We start from the raw sequence: 16,148 nt of genomic DNA on the forward strand, positions 1-16,148 counted from the left end.
GAAAAGGTCTCCAACCAGGCCGCTGACTATCGAGAGCGCAACCTGGAAGATCCCGATCTTGCTACAGTTTGCTTTCGAGTTCCGGCAACACTTCGAAAAGGTCGCCGACCAGGCCGTAATCAGCCACCTGGAAGATCGGCGCTTCCTCGTCCTGGTTGATGGCGACAATCACCTTGGAGTCCTTCATCCCCGCCAGGTGCTGGATGGCACCACTGATGCCCACGGCGATATACAGATCCGGAGCAACGATCTTGCCGGTCTGGCCGACCTGCATGTCGTTGTGCGCATAGCCGGCGTCCACTGCTGCACGCGAGGCACCGATGGCCGCGCCCAGCTTGTCGGCGATACCGTCGAGCAGCTTGAAGTTTTCGCCGTTGCCCATGCCGCGGCCACCGGAGATGACCACCTTGGCGGCGCCGAGTTCGGGCCGATCACTCTGGGCCAGTTCTTCCTTGAGGAAGCTCGACTGGGTGTTGTCCACCACCTTGTCGACTGACTCGATGCCGGCACTGCCGTCGGCCGCCACGGCATCAAAGGCAGTGGAGCGCACGGTCATCACCTTGAGGGCGTCATCGCTCTTGACGGTAGCAATGGCGTTGCCGGCGTAGATCGGGCGGCAGAAGGTGTCGACTCCCTCGACGGCAATGACATCGGAAAGCTGGGAGACATCCTTCAGCGCGGCGAGGCGCGGCATGACGTTCTTGCCGGTGGTCGAGGCGCTGGAAAGCACATGGCTGTAGTCATCGGCCAGTTCGACCAGCAGCGCGCCCAATGGCTCGGCCAACTGGTGGGCGTAAACGGCGTTATCCGCCACCCGCACTCGGCTGACACCATTGAGCTTGGCCGCGGCCTCGGCAATGGCGCTGACGCCTTCACCGGCCACCAGCACGTCGATATCGCCACCGCCGGCCTTGGCAATCTCCTGCGCTGCGGCTACCACATGGGCGGTAGTGCCGGCGAGCTGTCCGTCGTGATGGTCGGCGAGTACCAGAATGCTCATGAGATCACCTTGGCTTCGTTCTTGAGTTTGTCCACGAGCTCATCCACCGAGCCCACCTTGACGCCGCCCTTGCGCTCGGCCGGCGCCTCGACCTTGATCAGGCTGACCTTGCTGCCGGTGGCCACGCCGTAGTCTTCTGGCGTTTTGACGTCCAGCGGCTTCTTCTTGGCCTTCATGATATCCGGCAGCTTGGCGTAGCGCGGGTCGTTGAGGCGCAGGTCGGTGGTGACGATCGCCGGCAGCGACAGCTCGACGGTCTGCAGGCCGCCATCAATCTCGCGGGTCACCGCGACCTTCTCGCCCTGGACATCCACCTCGGAGGCGAAGGTGCCCTGGGGCATGCCGGCCAGCGCCGCCAGCATCTGGCCAGTCTGGTTGTTGTCGGTGTCGATGGCCTGCTTGCCGAGAATCACAAGCCCTGGCTGCTCTTCGTCGATCACACCCTTGAGCAGCTTGGCCACCGCGAGCGACTCGACCTTGTCATCGGTCTGCACGTGGATGGCGCGGTCAGCACCCAGCGCCATGGCCGTGCGCAGCTGTTCCTGAGCCGCCTTGGGCCCTACGGTCACGGCGACCACTTCGCTAGCCACGCCCTTTTCCTTGAGGCGGACCGCTTCTTCCACGGCGATCTCGCAGAAGGGGTTCATCGCCATCTTGACGTTGGTGAGATCGACGTCGGAGTGATCCGGCTTGACGCGGATCTTGACGTTGTAATCGATGACGCGTTTGACCGCGACCAATACTTTCATGGTGTCCTCGCTTTACGCTGGGGCCTCGCTGAGGCGTTACTCGGGGATGGCACGATCATGCATCGGCCGCCCCGTTATCACCGATGGGCAGGTCGTTATATTCATTCGTTAAGTGCATGATCAACCGACAGATCCCGGGCAGGTGGGTAATCTGCCACAGGGCCAGTTTCGCCACAATATTGACGGCATAAATGGCCTTGAAAGGGCCATAATTCCATCCATTGCTAGTCGGCAGCATCGTCGTCAAAAGCCACCGTAAAAGGAGGTGACAGAAGCGGCTTTCGTCGCTCGTCGAGCCCCGTGCTGCAACGCTTTCCTATCAGTATGCTTACCATGGACGAGACATGGAAGCAAACGACCGTTTAAAATTATATACTCTCGGCCAAGTCGGCTACCCGAGCGGGCTCTAATACCGCACAATAGTCATTATAAATCTGGCGCAATTCGCACGGGCATTGCCAGGCCGCGGCATCGAACAAGAGGAGAGATCAAGTGGAAGAGCAAGAACGCGAATACATGGATTTCGACGTGGTCATCGTCGGCGCCGGCCCTTCCGGCCTGGCGGCGGCCTGCCGTTTGATGCAGCAGGCGAACGAGGCCGAGCAGGAACTCTCGGTGTGCGTCGTGGAGAAAGGCTCTGAAGTCGGCGCTCATATCCTCTCGGGGGCGGTCTTCGAACCCCGCGCGCTGGCCGAACTTTTCCCCGACTGGGAAAGCCGCGGCGCTCCGCTGACCACGCCGGCCATTCGCGACGAACTCTATCTGCTCAAGGATGCCGACAAGGCCCAGCGACTGCCCAACGCCCTGGTGCCGAAGTCCATGCATAACACCGGCGGCGACCAGACGCGCTATGTCATAAGCGCCGGCAACCTGTGCCGCTGGCTGGGCGAGCAGGCTGAGGAGCTCGGCGTCGAGATCTTCCCGGGCTTTGCCGCTCAGGAAACCCTGCATGACGAGGACGGCACCGTGCGCGGCATTCTGGTCGGCGACATGGGCCTGGGCGCCGATGGCGAGCCCAAGGACGGCCACATGCCGGGCATGGAGCTGCGGGCCAAGTACACCCTGTTCGCCGAGGGCGCGCGCGGCCACCTGGGCAAGCGCCTGATCGACACGTTCGACCTGGACGCCGGCAAGGACCCCCAGCACTACGGCATCGGTCTCAAGGAGCTGTGGGATGTGCCCGCCGAGCAGCACGAGCCGGGGCTGGTGCTGCATGGCTCTGGCTGGCCGCTGGACAAGGACACTCACGGCGGCTGGTTTCTCTACCATGCCGAGAACCAGCAGGTAGTGGTCGGACTGATCATGGATCTTTCCTACCAGAACCCCTACCTGTCGCCCTTCGACGAGTTTCAGCGCATGAAGCACCACCCGGTGCTCAAGCAGTATCTGGAGGGCGGCAAGCGCGTGGCCTACGGCGCCCGTGCCATCGCCAAGGGCGGCCTCAACTGCCTGCCCAAGATGACCTTTCCGGGCGGGCTCTTGATCGGCTGTGATGCCGGCACCCTGAATTTTGCCAAGATCAAGGGCCTGCACACCGCCATGAAGTCCGGTCTGGTGGCCGCCGAGAGCGTCTTCGAGGCCTTGAAGGCCGGTGATGACGGCGGCAGTGACCTCCGCACCTTTACCGAGAAATGGGAAGCCAGCTGGGCCTACCAGGAGCTCAAGGAGAGCGCGAGCTTCGGTCCGGCGATCCACAAGTACGGCACCGTGGGTGGCGGCGCCTACAACTTCCTCGACCAGCTCCTGGGCGGCAAGCTGCCCAACGTCCACGACACCACCGCCGATTACGCGGCCCTCAAGAAGGCCAGCGAGTGCGAGAAGATCGAGTACCCCAAGCCAGATGGCAAGCTGTCCTTCGACAAGCCTTCCTCGGTGTTCCTCTCCAACACCAACCACGAGGAAGACCAGCCCTGCCACCTGCGCCTCACCGACCCCGAGGTGCCGGTAAGGGTCAACCTGCCGGAGTATGCCGAACCGGCAACCCGCTACTGCCCGGCCGGTGTCTACGAAATCGTCGAAGACGAGGCCGGCACGCCCAAGTTCCAGATCAACTTCCAGAACTGCGTGCACTGCAAGACCTGCGATATCAAGGACCCGTCCCAGAACATCACCTGGGTGGCGCCGGAAGGCGGGGGGGGGCCCAACTACCCCAACATGTAAGGGAAAGTCTGATTCATTGCTGCGCTCGCGACATGAAGCAGTTCTTTCCCTAATGTGAGATGACGCAATAAAAACGCCCCGCAGGCCACTGGCCTGCGGGGCGTTGTCGTTGAAGGGAGCTCGGCTCGCCTATCACTATCTGAGTCAGCCATCCCCGGTCGCGACAGGGCGGCCTGGATCGCGAATCCAATCGCTCCAGGAGCCGGCATAGAGGCGCGGCAGCGGACGACCGGCGATGGCGTAGGTGAGGATGTTGTGACAGGCGGTAACGCCGGAGCCGCAGTAGGCGATCATGCCGTCGGCAGCCTGAGCATCGACGTCAGCCAGCTCGGCGTTAAGCTTTGCCGCTGGCTTGAAGCGCCCGTCGGCGGTCAGGTTGTCGGCACTGGGTCGGCAGCGCGCGCCGGGAATATGACCAGCCACCGGGTCGATGGGCTCGACCTCGCCGTGAAAGCGCGGCAGGCCCCGAGCATCCACCAGCGCCGAGCGCCCCGGCGTGATGTCGGCGGCGGTCACCAGGGTGCTGTCATCAAAGTTCGGCCGCCAGTCACTCGAGGCAGGCGTGGCCACCTCGCCGGCCTCGAGCGCCCCGCCACTGGCCTGCCAGGCCGGCAGACCGCCGTCGAGCACGCGCACTTCGGCATGGCCCGCCCAGCAGGCCAGCATCCACCAGGCTCTGGCTGCGGCGAGCTGGCCGCCCATATCGTCATAGACCACCACCGGCACATCCGGCGTAATCCCCAACCGCTGGATCACTGCAGTAAAGGCCTCATGGCTCGGCAGGGGATGGCGGCCGCCCTCGCCTGCCGGCGCCGACAGATCGTGTTCCAGGGCCAGATGCTGGCTGCCTGGCAGGTGGCCGTCCCGCCACAGGGCTCGCCCGGCGTCAGCGTCATCGAGCCGGGCACGACAATCAAGCAACAGCGGTGGACGTGATGACGCCTGGGCAGCGGCAAGGGAAGCGCTATCGATCAGCGGTTGGTTCATGCAATGTCTCTCCTGACGTGCTCCTGACGTTCATGAGATGAGTCGCGGCCTACTCGGCGATCGGCGTCGCTGACAGCGGCTCGATGGGGGCACGGCTGGCGATCAGCCGGCGCTTACCGGCCTGAGCGAAGCGTACCTCGATGACAGGGTCTCGCGGGTCGCCCTCGACAAGGTCCACCTCGCCCTCACCGAACACCGCATGCCGCAGACGCTGGCCGACGCTGAAAAAGAAACCGGACGCCGATTCACTCGGGCTGTCGGCCTGGGGGGCAGACGGCTCGGTCCTGACCGTCACCGGAATCGAACGCCCTTGAGCAGTCAGATACCGCTCGGCCAGGGCCGGCTGCTCCACCGCCAGCGGCACCGGCGACTCGGCGACACCCTCGCCAGATCCAGCGTCCTGCGCATCGCCCTCGTTCAGCGCCTCGGCGAGGCGCTGGCAGTCCTGCCAGGCGGTCTCGGCGATGAAGCGGCTGGGGCGATGCTCGCCGCCGTCATGCAGCATCAGCAAGCGCTCTCGGGCGCGCGTGATGGCGACATAGAAGAGCCGGCGCTCTTCCTCGAGACGCTCATCGCTAAGCGGATTCTCGCGGCTGTAGTGGGGAAAATCTTCCTCGTTGGTTCCCCACAGGGCCACCAGTGGCCATTCAAGGCCCTTGGCGCCATGCACGGTGGTGATCAGCACGCCATCCTCGCGGCTCTCGACCGGTTCGCGCAGCAGGGCAATGAAAGCGTCGGGATCATGGGCTAGCTCGCCGGCCTGTTCAATCAGCACGTCGAGCAGGCGCACGTCCTCCTCGCCCTTCTCGCGGCGCGCCGCAGCGCGCTTCAAGACCTTCTCGGCGTCCAGCCGCTCGACCACATGGGTGAGCAGCTTGGCCGGCGGCCAGGCAGCCAGACGCGGCAGCTCGCAGAGCAGCTCCCAGCGACGCTTGAGGTTGCGACGCTGCAGGGGCTTCAGGCTTTGCAGCAGCGGGTCCTGGCGATCCGGCCAGCACTGGGTCTCGGCCAGACGCAGCGCCAGGGCACCGAGCCGTTCCCGGGCCACGAAAGGCGTGGGCTGGGCAAGCAGTAACTCGAGGTGTCCGGGGTCCCTGAGCAGTTCGGGTTGGCGGGCCAGCATCAGATAGCCGGCCAGGGCCTGGACCAGCGGCAGGCGGAATACGAAGCGGTCGTCCCGGGACAGCCGGAAGGGAATGCCTGCCCGCAGCAGGGTCAGCTGCACCGACACCGACAGCGCCCAACTGCGCACCAGCACACAGCTCTCCGAGAGCATCCGCCCCTGGCGCTGCCAGCCGACGAGCGCCTCGGCGAGCCGCTGCCCGCCCTGCGCCACCTGCAGCGTGGTGAACGGATTCTCGGGAATGGCCAGGCACAGCTGATCCGGACGACGCCGATTGGCAGCGATGGCGTGGTTGGCGGCCAGCGCCAGGGCATGGCCGTGGCGGAAAGTGGTCGAGAGCGGATAGTCCCGCGCCTCACCGAAGATGGCAGTGAAGTCGTCGAGCATGGTATCGGGGCGGGCCCCGCGCCATTCATAGATGCACTGGTTGGCATCGCCCACCGCCATCACCGCCGCCGTCTCACCGGCCAGCAGGGCCAGCAGCCGCTGCTGGGCGGCATTGATGTCCTGATACTCGTCGATGATGACTTCGTCGAGGAAGCCCTGCACCCGCGCCTTGAGCGCTGGCTCCCGCTCGAGTGCCTTGAGCGGGCGATACAGCAGATCGGCGTAGGTCATCTGGTGATGGTCGGCGAGCAGGGTCTCGACGGTATCGAAGGCCTCGACGAAGTGGCCGGTGTCGGCGCCGTAATCGAGACGCTCATGCAGCTCGCTGGGATCGGCAAGTTCGGCCTTGACCAGTTCGCAGAAATGGCCGAATGCCTCCAGGCGGTCGGGCTCCAGGGCATCCTCGAGCCGCGTCTGGTCACCGGCCAGCGTCTGCTGCACGGCCTGGCGCAACAGGCGCTCGCGCTGCCAGTCGGCGGCCAGCAACTGGCGCGGCGCCAGCGCCCCCCAGCGCGTCAGGCTCTGGGTCAGACGGTGGCCCAGCGAGTGAAAGGTGCGCACATCGGGCAGCGGCGTGCCGGCCGGCGCCCGAGCCACCAGCTTGGCGGTAAAATCCTCACGGGCGGCGCGATTGAACATCAGCACCAGCATGCGCCTGGGCGGCACGCCCGTGGCGAGCAGATGCAGCACCCGAGCCACCAGCGTAGTGGTCTTGCCGGCGCCGGCCACGGCGGCCACCCGAGCATGCCCGCCGGGGTGACCGACCACCGCCTGCTGCTCAGAGGTCAGCCTCACGGGCCCTCCTCGGCAAACCGACCCAGCGGCTGCCAGATGCCGGCACTCTCGATGCCAAGCTCCTGCTGGAGAGCGCCACCGTCGACGACCGTGTGGCTCTCGGCCTGCTCGACCAGCCGATAATAGACATTGCGGTGCAGCCGCGCCGACAGACCGAAACGCACCGGCACCGAGGGGATATCCCGGTCCAGCCTCAAGCGATGATCGCTATCCAGCGTCAGCCGGTCGCCGACGTTGGTGGTCAGGGTCCAGATGCCGTCATGGTGGTCGGCATCGACGATCAGGAAGGCGCAGTCCTCGACCTTGATTCGCCACTTTTCGACCGGCGTCAGCAGGTAGTGCGCCCCATCGTCCTCACGGCGTAAAATGGTCGAGAGCAGTCGCACCAACCGGCCACGGACAATCGGCTCGCCCTCGTGCCACCAGCGGCCGTCGGCACGGATGCATAGGTCCATCTCGCCCGACAGCGGCGGGTGCCAGTCCTCGAGCGGCGGAATCGCTCCATCGCCCTCGATGTGTCCCAGCAGGGGCTCTAGCGGCGGGTGATCGATCGGCATCGGATGTTCTCCTCGACGGCGGCGACGGGCTCAGATCAACCCGGATTGGGCCAGGGACTCTCTGAGGTCGTCAGGCGCCTCCGGCACGGCGGCACGGAAGAGTCGATAGAAATTGGCGGTGGTCTGCATGGCCACTTCGTCGACGCTGATGCCGCGCTCCTCGGCGATGCATTCCGCCACCTCGACGACCCACTGTGGCTCGTTGGGTTTGCCACGGTGCGGGACCGGCGCCAGGTAGGGACTATCGGTCTCGATCAGCAGGCGATCAAGCGGCACCTTGCGTGCCAGCTCGCGCACCGTCTTGGCATTGCGGAAGGTGACGATGCCGGACAGCGAGATGAAGAAACCGTGGCGAACCGCCTCACGCGCCATGTCCAGGTCCTCGGTGAAACAGTGCAGCACGCCGCCGATGTTGGGGTCAGTGTGCTCACGGATCAGCGCCAGGGTGTCCTCGCGGGCCTCGCGGGTGTGGATGATCACTGGCAGCTCGAGCTCGGTGGCGGCCATCAGATGGCGGCGAAAGCGCTCGTACTGCACCTCGCGAGACACACCATCGTAATGATAGTCGAGGCCAGTCTCGCCGATGGCGACCGCTTCATGACGCTCGGCGCACGCCGTGATGGACGCCACCGTCGGCTCGTCGGCCACCTCGTGCAGCGGATGCACGCCGGCGGAGATCACCACGTCGTCATGCGCGCGGGCGATCTCGGCGAGCCCGGGCACGTCTTCGAGGGTCACGGCGATGGCCAGGAACTGGCGCACATCGCGTGCTCGAGCGGCATCGAGGGCAGCATTCAGGTCGCCGTCATGGGCGCTCAGGTCGAGACGATCGAGATGGCAGTGGGAATCGACAAACATGGGTCACTCGGTCAGCGAAAAAGAGGGAAAACGAGAGAGCGTCACAGGGTATAGGTGGGAGCGCCCTTATCGAGCTGGCCGGCCAGCAGCGTCTCGATGCGGTCGCGCACGCCCTGGTCCTCGGCACGAAAATGCAGGCCAATGCCGGGTACCCGCCGCCCGGTTACGCCGGGCGGCGAAACCCAGACTACCTGCCCAGTCACCGGGTAGCGCTCGTCATCGCCGGGCAGGGTCAGCAACAGCAGGATTTCCTGGTCGAGCGTATAACGCTCACGGGTCGGCACGAAGATGCCGCCCCGCTCCAGCGAGGGCATGTAGGCCGACAGCAGGGTCGGCAGATCCTGAATCGTCAGTGACAGCGCTTTCTGACCGGCCATGATGATTCCTCGTGGTGAAAAGAACGACGAGAGTGGCGCTATGAGCGCAGCAGTGCCGACCAGCGCACCAGCCAGGCTTCCAGCACCAGTTGGGGGTTGGGGTTGCCGCCGGAGGCCAGCAAGCGACGCTGCTCGCGGGCGAAGTCGAGCAGCCTGAACCAGTCGCGCACCCGAGCATTCTTGACTGCCTGGCGGTATAGCGGCAGCAGATCGGGGTTGCGCAACGCCGCACTGTCACCGGACAGGCCCAGGCGGATCAGGTCCTCCAGCCAGCCGATACCGTACCACAGGATGGCCTCGACCGATTGACCGGCCAGTCGCGAGGCCTCGGCCACCGGCTCGGCGCCCCGCACCAGGGCATCGAACAGCTCATGCAGGGTCTGGCGCAGCTGACGGGCCTCACCGGTGGCGAGATCACGGGCCAACAGCGGCAGCCCGCCGGCCACCTGCAGCCAGAAGGCGGCATCCTGATGTTCTCCCAGCGCCTCGACGAGCCAGGCCTGGCACGCCTGTGGTTCGGGCGTGGCCAGCCGCCACTGCTGGCAGCGCGAGCGCACGGTGGGCATCAGCCGCGAGGGAATCTCCGCCAGCAGCACGAACAGGGTGCTGCCACCGGGCTCCTCGAGGCTCTTGAGCAAGGCGTTGGCAGCGGCCACGTTCATGGCCTCGGCGGGTTCGATCACGATGACCCGGTGGCCACCCTGCTGGGCGGTCTGATTGACGAAGGCGTTGACCTCGCGAATCGGGTCGATGCGAATCTGACGCCCCTTGTCAGCAGGGCTGACTCGCTTAAGGTCCGGATGATAGCCCGATGCCAACATCGCGCAGCTATGACAGTGCCCGCAGGCGACGTCTCCGGGATGATGGCAAAGAGTGCGGGCGATCAGCGCCTCGGCAAGCGCCTGAGGCCCGACGCCCTTTGGCCCGGAAAGCAGCAACGCATGGGGCAATCGCCCGCCATCCTGAAGGGCGACCAGCTGCTGCCATAGCTCGGTCTGCCAGGGCAGCGGCGCAGGCATGGTCTCGGCGCTCATCCGCCCTCCTCGGCCGGCCCCTGGCCCAGTTGACGCTCAAGTGTTGTGACAATCGAGGCCTGCACGGCCTCGAGCGACTGGCCGGCGTCGATGACGGCGAATCGCTCGGGGGCGGCTTCGGCTCGGGTGAGGTAGGCGTCGCGAACACGGGTGAAGAAGCCCAGCCGCTCGCGCTCGAAGCGGTCGCGCTGACCGCCCTGATCGTCAATGCGCGAGGCCAGGCGTTGCTGGGCGGCATCGGCCGGCATGTCAAGCAATAGTGTCAGATCCGGCGTCAGCTCACCCTGCACCAGGTGCTCCAGGGTGGCGATACGCGAGGGATCGAGACCCCGACCTCCGCCCTGGTAGGCAAAGGTGGCGTCGGTAAAGCGATCACAGACTACCCAGGCACCACGCGCAAGCGCCGGCCGAATGCAGCGCGCCAGGTGCTGGGCGCGTGCCGCAAATACCAGCAGCAGCTCGGCATCGTCATCCAACGGCTCATCGATATCCGGGTCGAGCAACAGGCCGCGAATGGCTTCGGCCCGGGGTGTGCCGCCGGGCTCGCGGGTGCGCACTACCTCGATGCCTCGCTCGCTGAGAAAACGACACACCAGCTCAACGTTGGTGGTCTTGCCTACGCCTTCGCCGCCTTCCAGGGTGATAAAGCGTCCGCGGGTGTCCATAAGGCTCCAGGCTCAGCGGTTGAGAATATAACGCCGCACGGCGGCATTGTGCTCGCGCAGGGTACGCGAGAAGTGATGGGTGCCGTCGCCCTTTGCCACGAAATACAGCGTATTGCCTGGCGCCGGATCCACCGCCGCCTCGAGGGCCGCTCGACCCGGCATGGCGATTGGCGTCGGCGGCAGGCCATCGATCACGTAGGTGTTGTAGGGCGTGGCCTCACGCAGGTCGGCCCGGGTGATGTTGCCGGCATAGTCCTCGCCCATACCGTAGATCACGGTGGGGTCGGTCTGCAGGCGCATGCCGCGCTCCATGCGACGCGCAAAGACCCCGGCGATGGCGCGGCGCTCCTGGCTGGCCCCGGTTTCCCGCTCGATCAGCGAGGCCATGATCAACGCCTCGTAGGGGCTGTCGATGGGTAACTGGCGATCCTTGTCGCGCCCTTCCCAGACCTCATCGAGAATGGCCTCCATACGTTCATGGGCTTGGCGCAGGATTTCCATATCCGTGACGCCCTTGTGATAGCGGTAGGTATCGGGGAAGAACCAGCCTTCGGGATGCTCGCCTTCGCGATCCAGCGCGGCCATGATCTCGGCATCGCTCATGCCCTGTGTCTCATGAACCAGCTTCTCGGCCTCATTCAGACGCGCGCGCATTTCAGCGAAGGTCCAGCCTTCAGGAATCGTCAGCGGGTAGGTCACCACTTGGTCGCTGCCCAGCAGGGCCAGCGCCTCACGGCCAGTCATGCCCGGCTCGAGCCGATACTCGCCAACCTTGAGACTGGGAACCGACGACGGGTCGAGGCGAGTCAGCAAGCGAAAGGCCCAAGGGTCTTCAAGAATACCGCGACTGGCCAGGTCCAGCACAACCTGATGGAAACCGGCCCCGGCAGGCACTTCGTAGAGGGTCGGCTCACTGATGTTGATCGGCACGACCAGCCGGCTTTCCCAATAACGATAACCGCCGATCGCCAACGCAGCCGTAACGGCTAGCAGGGCCAGCAGAATTTTTCCCACTCGCATGATGTCTCCTCAAGGAACCGCCGCCAGCCGGGATCAGGTCAGCGACGGATAGCCCAGCAGGCGCTGGGCGTCGTTCTGCAATCGGCGATGCGTCTCGCCAATCGTCCAGGTGATGAGCGCATGGCCATCGCTGTCATCGAGCCGGGTCACCGGCCACAGGCCTTGCAGGGAGTTACCAAGCCACAGAGCCTCGGCCTGCTCAAGACGCGCAGGCATCGCCTCGACTTCTGCGATCGAGCGCTCGTCGAGCAGTGCCTGACGCAGGGTGCCGGCGACGCCGCAGCGGTCGAGCCGCGGAGTTTCCAGGCGTCCGTTGCGCTGCCAGAAGAGGTTCATGCAGGTGGCCTCGATGATCTGCCCGTCGCTGTCGCAGAGCAGTCCCTCGGCGACGTCGGGATCCGACCACTCACCGCGGGCCAGCACGTTCTCCAGGCGGTTGAGGTGCTTGAGCCCGGCAAGCCGCGGCTGAATACCCAGCCGCAAGGCGCAGTGCCGAACCCGCACACCCTCACGCCAGCGTGCCTCGGCGGGAGCAAAAGGCAGGTGCTGAACCAGCAGGCGCGGCTCGGGATCAGCCGGCGCCAGATAGCCCCGCCCGCCGCTGCCACGCGTCACGATCAGCTTGAGCACACTCAGTCCGGCCGGCGCCCGAGCAGGCAACTGATCCAGCTCGTCACGCTGGGGGGCAGGAAAGCCCAGCCGCTCACAGCCACGCGTGAGGCGCGCCAGATGCGCGTCCCACAGCCGGGGGGTGCCGTCTCGTACCAGCACCGTTTCGAAGACGCCATCGCCGTAGGCCAGACCGCGGTCGTTCAGCGGCAGCGCTGCCTCACTCATCGTTTACTCAGACCCGGGTAAAGATCAGCGAACCGTTGGTGCCGCCGAAGCCGAAGGAGTTCGACAGCGTGGTGTCGATCTTCATCTCGCGGGCGGTATGCGGCACGTAATCCAGATCGCAGCCTTCCTGGGGGTTGTCCAGGTTGATGGTGGGAGGCGCCACCTGATCCCGGATCGCCAGCACACAGAACACCGCCTCGACGGCACCGGCGGCGCCCAGCAGGTGACCAATCATCGACTTGGTGGAGCTGACGGCCACGGACTTGGCGCCCTCGCCCATCACCTTCTCAACGGCCCGGCTCTCGGCCAGATCGCCGGCTGGCGTGGAGGTGCCATGGGCGTTGATGTAGTCGATGCTGGCGGGGTCGATGCCGGCATCGTGGACGGCGTTGCGCATCGACATGGCGGCACCGCTACCGTCTTCCGGCGGCGCCGTCATGTGGTAAGCATCGTCGCTCATGCCAAAGCCAGAGAGCTCGGCATAGATGGTCGCCCCGCGCGCCTTGGCATGCTCGTATTCCTCGAGCACCATGACGCCGGCACCATCGGACAACACGAAGCCATCGCGGTCCCGGTCCCAGGGCCGGCTGGCCGACTCGGGATCGTCATTGCGGGTCGACAGCGCCCGCGCCGCCGAGAAGCCGCCCAGACCCAGCGGCGTAGTGGCCATCTCCGCCCCGCCACAGACCATGACGTCGGCATCGCCGTAGGCGATGGTGCGCGCGCTGTACCCAATGTTGTGGGTACCGGTGGTGCAGGCGGTGGTAATGGCGATGTTAGGACCACGGAAACCGTGCTGTATCGCCAGGTTGCCGGAGATCATGTTGATGATCGAGCCGGGTACGAAGAACGGCGAGATGCGGCGCGCACCGCCCTTGTTAAGAGCGTTATGGTTATGCTCGATCATCGGCAGCCCGCCGATGCCGGAGCCAATCGCCACACCGATCCGGTGAGCGTTGTCTTCGGTGCACTCCAGGCCCGCGTCGCTGATGGCCTGTCCGCCGGCGGCAATGCCGTACTGAATGAACAGGTCCATCTTGCGCGCGTCCTTGGGGTTCAGATAAGGACTGATATCGAAGTCCTTCACCGACCCACCGAAGCGCGTGTTGAACCCGCTGGTATCGAAATGTTCGATGGCGGAAATACCGCTTTTGCCGGCGACAATGTTCGCCCAACTTTCATCGACGGTGTTTCCTACGGGCGTTACCAGACCAAGCCCAGTCACCACGACCCTTCTACGAGGCATCAGCTTCCCTCCAGACTATTCAGGTGGCATGCCGCAGCATACCGACGTTGCGGGAATTATACCTGAACTCCCCGGGGGTGTGTCTCCACCTGGGGGCTCCCACTCCGGCCGGCATATCGGCGTATCGCACCAAAAAAAACGGGAGCCACCCATCGATAGTCAGGGTGACTCCCGTGTCAGGTCACGTATGTGAACCTGGCGACCATTGAGGTCGCGATCTCAACGCCCGCTTACTGGTGGGTGTTGACGTAGTCGATCGCTTCCTGAACGGTGGTGATCTTCTCGGCTTCTTCGTCGGGAATTTCGGTATCGAATTCCTCTTCGAGCGCCATCACCAGCTCGACGGTATCAAGAGAATCGGCACCGAGATCTTCGGTAAAGGAAGAGGTGTTCTGGATATCTTCTTCCTTGACGTTCAGGCGCTCGGCCACAACCTTCTTCACGCGCTCTTCGATGGTGCTCATTAGTTACTCACTCCAGTCGTTCAAGATAGCCGTTAACTTACAGCCGGATAGAATCCGCAAGCCCAAAAAAGCTGCGGAGTAGTGTATAGACCGCTAGGGGCCTTCGCAACATGAGAGTCGGCCAAGCCGTCAGCGCATGTTCATGCCGCCGTTGACCTGCAGTGTTTCGCCGGTGATATAGCCGGCGGCGTCACTGGTCAAGAAGCCCACGGCCGCAGCAATTTCCTCGGGCTGACCGAGACGAGTCAGCGGAATCTGTGACATCAGGGCATCTTTCTGCGCCTGCGGCAGCGATTCCGTCATGTCGGTGGCGATGAAGCCAGGTGCCACATTGTTAACGGTGATGTTGCGCGAAGCAACCTCACGCGCCAGCGCACGGGAGAAGCCTTCCATGCCAGCCTTGGCCGCAGCATAGTTGCTCTGCCCCAGATTGCCCATGGTCGCGACTACCGAACTGATGCTGACGATACGCCCAAAGCGCGCCTTGGTCATGCCGCGAACGCATGCCTTGGTGACGCGATAGAGGGACTTCAGATTGGTGTCGATGACATCATCCCACTCGTCTTCCTTCATGCGCATCAGCAGGTTGTCGCGGGTGATCCCGGCGTTGTTGACCAGAATGGTCGGCGCGCCGAACTCATCGCCGACCGACTTGAGCAGCGCATCGATGCTGCTCTGGTCAGTAACGTCGAGCCTGCGGCCGGCACCCTCTATGCCCTGCTCCTTGAGATAGGCATCGATGGCCTCGGCGCCACGATCGCTGGTGGCCGTACCGATGACGACACGGCCCTGCCGGCCTAGTTCAAGGGCGATCGCACGACCGATGCCACGACTGGCACCCGTCACCAGGGCAATTCTAGATTCACTCATAATTCAATCCGCATTATTGCTGTCGTCTTGTAGCGACATGCCTCCACCTTATTCGGTAGCGGCACTGCGCGCCAGTTCGAGTGCGCTTTCCAGGCTGTCCGGATCGTTAACGGCCAGCCCCTTGACGGAGCGATTGATGCGCTTGCCAAGGCCGGTCAACACCTTGCCGGGCCCGCACTCGATGAATACTTCGGCGCCCTGCCCCGCCATCTTCTCGATGCAGGAGGTCCAGCGTACCGGCTGATAGAGCTGCTCGACCAGCCGGGTGCGCAGGGTGTCGACATCGGCATGAGCCTGGGCATCGACGTTCTGCACCACCGTATAGCGCGGAGGACGCATCTCGATGTCGCTCATGGCGCTCGACAGTCGGTCGGCAGCCGGGCGCATCAGGTCACAGTGCGAAGGCACCGACACCGGCAGCGGCAGCGCACGCTTGGCGCCCGCCTGCTGGCAGAGTGTGATAGCGCGCTCGACGGCAGCCTTGCCGCCGGCAATCACGACTTGGCCCGGCGCATTGTAGTTGACTGCGGCCACCACCTCACCTTGAGCCGCCTCGCGACAGGCCTGCTCCACGGCGCCATCATCGAGCCCGAGGATCGCGGCCATGCCACCGGTACCCGCGGGCACGGCTTCCTGCATGGCCTCACCACGCAGCCTGACCAGGCGCACCCCTTCGGCGAAGGGCAGCACGCCTGCACAGACCATGGCACTGTACTCGCCAAGGCTGTGTCCGGCCATGGTGCCAGGGCGCGGGCCTTCCAGCTCCTGCCAGACACGCCAGATGGCAACGCTTGCCGTCAGCAGCGCCGGCTGGGTGCAGGCAGTAGCGTCCAGGTTTTCGGCAGGTCCTTCCTGGACAACATGCCAAAGATCATAGCCCAGGGCGTCGGAGGCCTCTTCGAAGGTGGTTCGTACCACGCTGTATCGTTCAGCCAGCTCCCGCATCATGCCTACTTGCTGGGAGCCCTGCCCCGGGAACACGAGGGCCAGGGATTGCGTCATGACTTTCACCTTTACGT

At 64.6% G+C, this 16,148-nt stretch carries 17 protein-coding genes; 1 reads left to right on the forward strand and 16 read right to left on the reverse strand.

Going from position 1 to position 16,148, the window contains the following annotated elements:
* Window positions 1–61: 61 nt before the first annotated feature.
* Genes BCL93_RS01255 through BCL93_RS01265 form a run of 3 tightly spaced genes read right to left on the reverse strand, consistent with a single transcriptional unit; the run spans window position 62 to window position 1,996 of the window.
* Window positions 62–1,000 (reverse strand): electron transfer flavoprotein subunit alpha/FixB family protein, encoded by a 939-nt coding sequence (locus BCL93_RS01255; protein WP_112053295.1) that lies wholly within the window; start codon window positions 998–1,000, stop codon window positions 62–64.
* On the reverse strand, window positions 997–1,749 hold the full coding sequence (locus tag BCL93_RS01260) for an electron transfer flavoprotein subunit beta/FixA family protein (RefSeq protein WP_112053296.1): 753 nt from the start codon (window positions 1,747–1,749) through the stop codon (window positions 997–999). Before BCL93_RS01260 ends, BCL93_RS01255 begins: the two co-directional genes overlap by 4 nt.
* 55 nt (window positions 1,750–1,804) lie before the next feature.
* Window positions 1,805–1,996 carry a hypothetical protein gene (locus tag BCL93_RS01265; RefSeq protein ID WP_146742458.1) on the reverse strand — a complete coding sequence of 64 codons (192 nt, stop codon included), beginning with the start codon at window positions 1,994–1,996 and terminating at the stop codon, window positions 1,805–1,807.
* A 245-nt stretch (window positions 1,997–2,241) separates the two neighbouring features.
* On the opposite strand from BCL93_RS01265, the gene BCL93_RS01270 reads away from it, so the two are divergent.
* Complete coding sequence (locus BCL93_RS01270) at window positions 2,242–3,909, forward strand: electron transfer flavoprotein-ubiquinone oxidoreductase (protein ID WP_112053298.1); 1,668 nt, start codon at window positions 2,242–2,244, stop codon at window positions 3,907–3,909.
* Window positions 3,910–4,053: 144 nt separating this feature from the next.
* On the opposite strand, the gene BCL93_RS01275 is transcribed toward BCL93_RS01270, so the two are convergent.
* The 13 genes from BCL93_RS01275 to fabD all read right to left on the reverse strand — a co-directional run bounded on the left by BCL93_RS01275 (window position 4,054) and on the right by fabD (window position 16,131).
* On the reverse strand, window positions 4,054–4,896 hold the full coding sequence (locus BCL93_RS01275) for a sulfurtransferase (protein WP_112053299.1): 843 nt from the start codon (window positions 4,894–4,896) through the stop codon (window positions 4,054–4,056).
* Between the two features lie 49 nt (window positions 4,897–4,945).
* Window positions 4,946–7,201, reverse strand: a complete 2,256-nt coding sequence (locus BCL93_RS01280) for an ATP-dependent helicase (RefSeq protein WP_112053300.1) — start codon at window positions 7,199–7,201, stop codon at window positions 4,946–4,948.
* Window positions 7,198–7,758, reverse strand: coding sequence for a DUF1285 domain-containing protein (locus BCL93_RS01285; protein ID WP_112053301.1), 561 nt, complete (start codon window positions 7,756–7,758; stop codon window positions 7,198–7,200). Before BCL93_RS01285 ends, BCL93_RS01280 begins: the two co-directional genes overlap by 4 nt.
* Before the next feature lie 30 nt (window positions 7,759–7,788).
* Window positions 7,789–8,616, reverse strand: coding sequence for a TatD family hydrolase (locus BCL93_RS01290; RefSeq protein ID WP_112053302.1), 828 nt, complete (start codon window positions 8,614–8,616; stop codon window positions 7,789–7,791).
* Window positions 8,617–8,657: 41 nt separating this feature from the next.
* A complete protein-coding gene (locus BCL93_RS01295) occupies window positions 8,658–8,993 on the reverse strand; it encodes a PilZ domain-containing protein (RefSeq protein WP_112053303.1) in 336 nt (111 codons plus the stop codon).
* Between the two features lie 38 nt (window positions 8,994–9,031).
* On the reverse strand, window positions 9,032–10,027 hold the full coding sequence (locus BCL93_RS01300) for a DNA polymerase III subunit delta' (protein WP_258395874.1): 996 nt from the start codon (window positions 10,025–10,027) through the stop codon (window positions 9,032–9,034).
* The gene (gene tmk, locus BCL93_RS01305) at window positions 10,024–10,692 is read right to left on the reverse strand and encodes a dTMP kinase (RefSeq protein WP_112053304.1); all 669 of its coding nucleotides are present in this window, start codon (window positions 10,690–10,692) and stop codon (window positions 10,024–10,026) included. The genes BCL93_RS01300 and tmk overlap by 4 nt, the downstream gene beginning before the upstream one ends.
* A 12-nt stretch (window positions 10,693–10,704) precedes the next feature.
* The gene (gene mltG / locus BCL93_RS01310; RefSeq protein ID WP_112053305.1) at window positions 10,705–11,712 is read right to left on the reverse strand and encodes an endolytic transglycosylase MltG; all 1,008 of its coding nucleotides are present in this window, start codon (window positions 11,710–11,712) and stop codon (window positions 10,705–10,707) included.
* Window positions 11,713–11,745: 33 nt separating this feature from the next.
* Window positions 11,746–12,549 (reverse strand): aminodeoxychorismate lyase, encoded by an 804-nt coding sequence (gene pabC / locus BCL93_RS01315; protein WP_112053306.1) that lies wholly within the window; start codon window positions 12,547–12,549, stop codon window positions 11,746–11,748.
* A 7-nt stretch (window positions 12,550–12,556) separates the two neighbouring features.
* Entirely contained in the window at window positions 12,557–13,795 is a 1,239-nt protein-coding gene (fabF, locus tag BCL93_RS01320) for a beta-ketoacyl-ACP synthase II (protein WP_112053307.1), read from the reverse strand.
* A 230-nt stretch (window positions 13,796–14,025) separates the two neighbouring features.
* A complete protein-coding gene (gene acpP, locus BCL93_RS01325; RefSeq protein ID WP_112053308.1) occupies window positions 14,026–14,259 on the reverse strand; it encodes an acyl carrier protein in 234 nt (77 codons plus the stop codon).
* A 129-nt stretch (window positions 14,260–14,388) separates the two neighbouring features.
* A complete protein-coding gene (gene fabG / locus BCL93_RS01330) occupies window positions 14,389–15,132 on the reverse strand; it encodes a 3-oxoacyl-ACP reductase FabG (RefSeq protein WP_112053309.1) in 744 nt (247 codons plus the stop codon).
* A 45-nt stretch (window positions 15,133–15,177) separates the two neighbouring features.
* Complete coding sequence (gene fabD, locus BCL93_RS01335; protein ID WP_112053310.1) at window positions 15,178–16,131, reverse strand: ACP S-malonyltransferase; 954 nt, start codon at window positions 16,129–16,131, stop codon at window positions 15,178–15,180.
* Window positions 16,132–16,148: the final 17 nt, after the last annotated feature.

It is taken from the genome of Onishia taeanensis, assembly GCF_003268885.1.
Classification (GTDB): domain Bacteria; phylum Pseudomonadota; class Gammaproteobacteria; order Pseudomonadales; family Halomonadaceae; genus Onishia; species Onishia taeanensis_A.

Coding starts and splice junctions, on each gene's coding strand:
- fabF (WP_112053307.1), bottom strand. CDS start 13,795: ATGCCTCGTAGAAGGGTCGTGGTGACTGGGCTTGGTCTGGTAACGCCC.
- BCL93_RS01260 (WP_112053296.1), bottom strand. CDS start 1,749: ATGAAAGTATTGGTCGCGGTCAAACGCGTCATCGATTACAACGTCAAG.
- BCL93_RS01300 (WP_258395874.1), bottom strand. CDS start 10,027: ATGAGCGCCGAGACCATGCCTGCGCCGCTGCCCTGGCAGACCGAGCTA.
- pabC (WP_112053306.1), bottom strand. CDS start 12,549: ATGAGTGAGGCAGCGCTGCCGCTGAACGACCGCGGTCTGGCCTACGGC.
- BCL93_RS01285 (WP_112053301.1), bottom strand. CDS start 7,758: ATGCCGATCGATCACCCGCCGCTAGAGCCCCTGCTGGGACACATCGAG.
- acpP (WP_112053308.1), bottom strand. CDS start 14,259: ATGAGCACCATCGAAGAGCGCGTGAAGAAGGTTGTGGCCGAGCGCCTG.
- BCL93_RS01275 (WP_112053299.1), bottom strand. CDS start 4,896: ATGAACCAACCGCTGATCGATAGCGCTTCCCTTGCCGCTGCCCAGGCG.
- mltG (WP_112053305.1), bottom strand. CDS start 11,712: ATGCGAGTGGGAAAAATTCTGCTGGCCCTGCTAGCCGTTACGGCTGCG.
- BCL93_RS01255 (WP_112053295.1), bottom strand. CDS start 1,000: ATGAGCATTCTGGTACTCGCCGACCATCACGACGGACAGCTCGCCGGC.
- BCL93_RS01290 (WP_112053302.1), bottom strand. CDS start 8,616: ATGTTTGTCGATTCCCACTGCCATCTCGATCGTCTCGACCTGAGCGCC.
- BCL93_RS01295 (WP_112053303.1), bottom strand. CDS start 8,993: ATGGCCGGTCAGAAAGCGCTGTCACTGACGATTCAGGATCTGCCGACC.
- tmk (WP_112053304.1), bottom strand. CDS start 10,692: ATGGACACCCGCGGACGCTTTATCACCCTGGAAGGCGGCGAAGGCGTA.
- fabD (WP_112053310.1), bottom strand. CDS start 16,131: ATGACGCAATCCCTGGCCCTCGTGTTCCCGGGGCAGGGCTCCCAGCAA.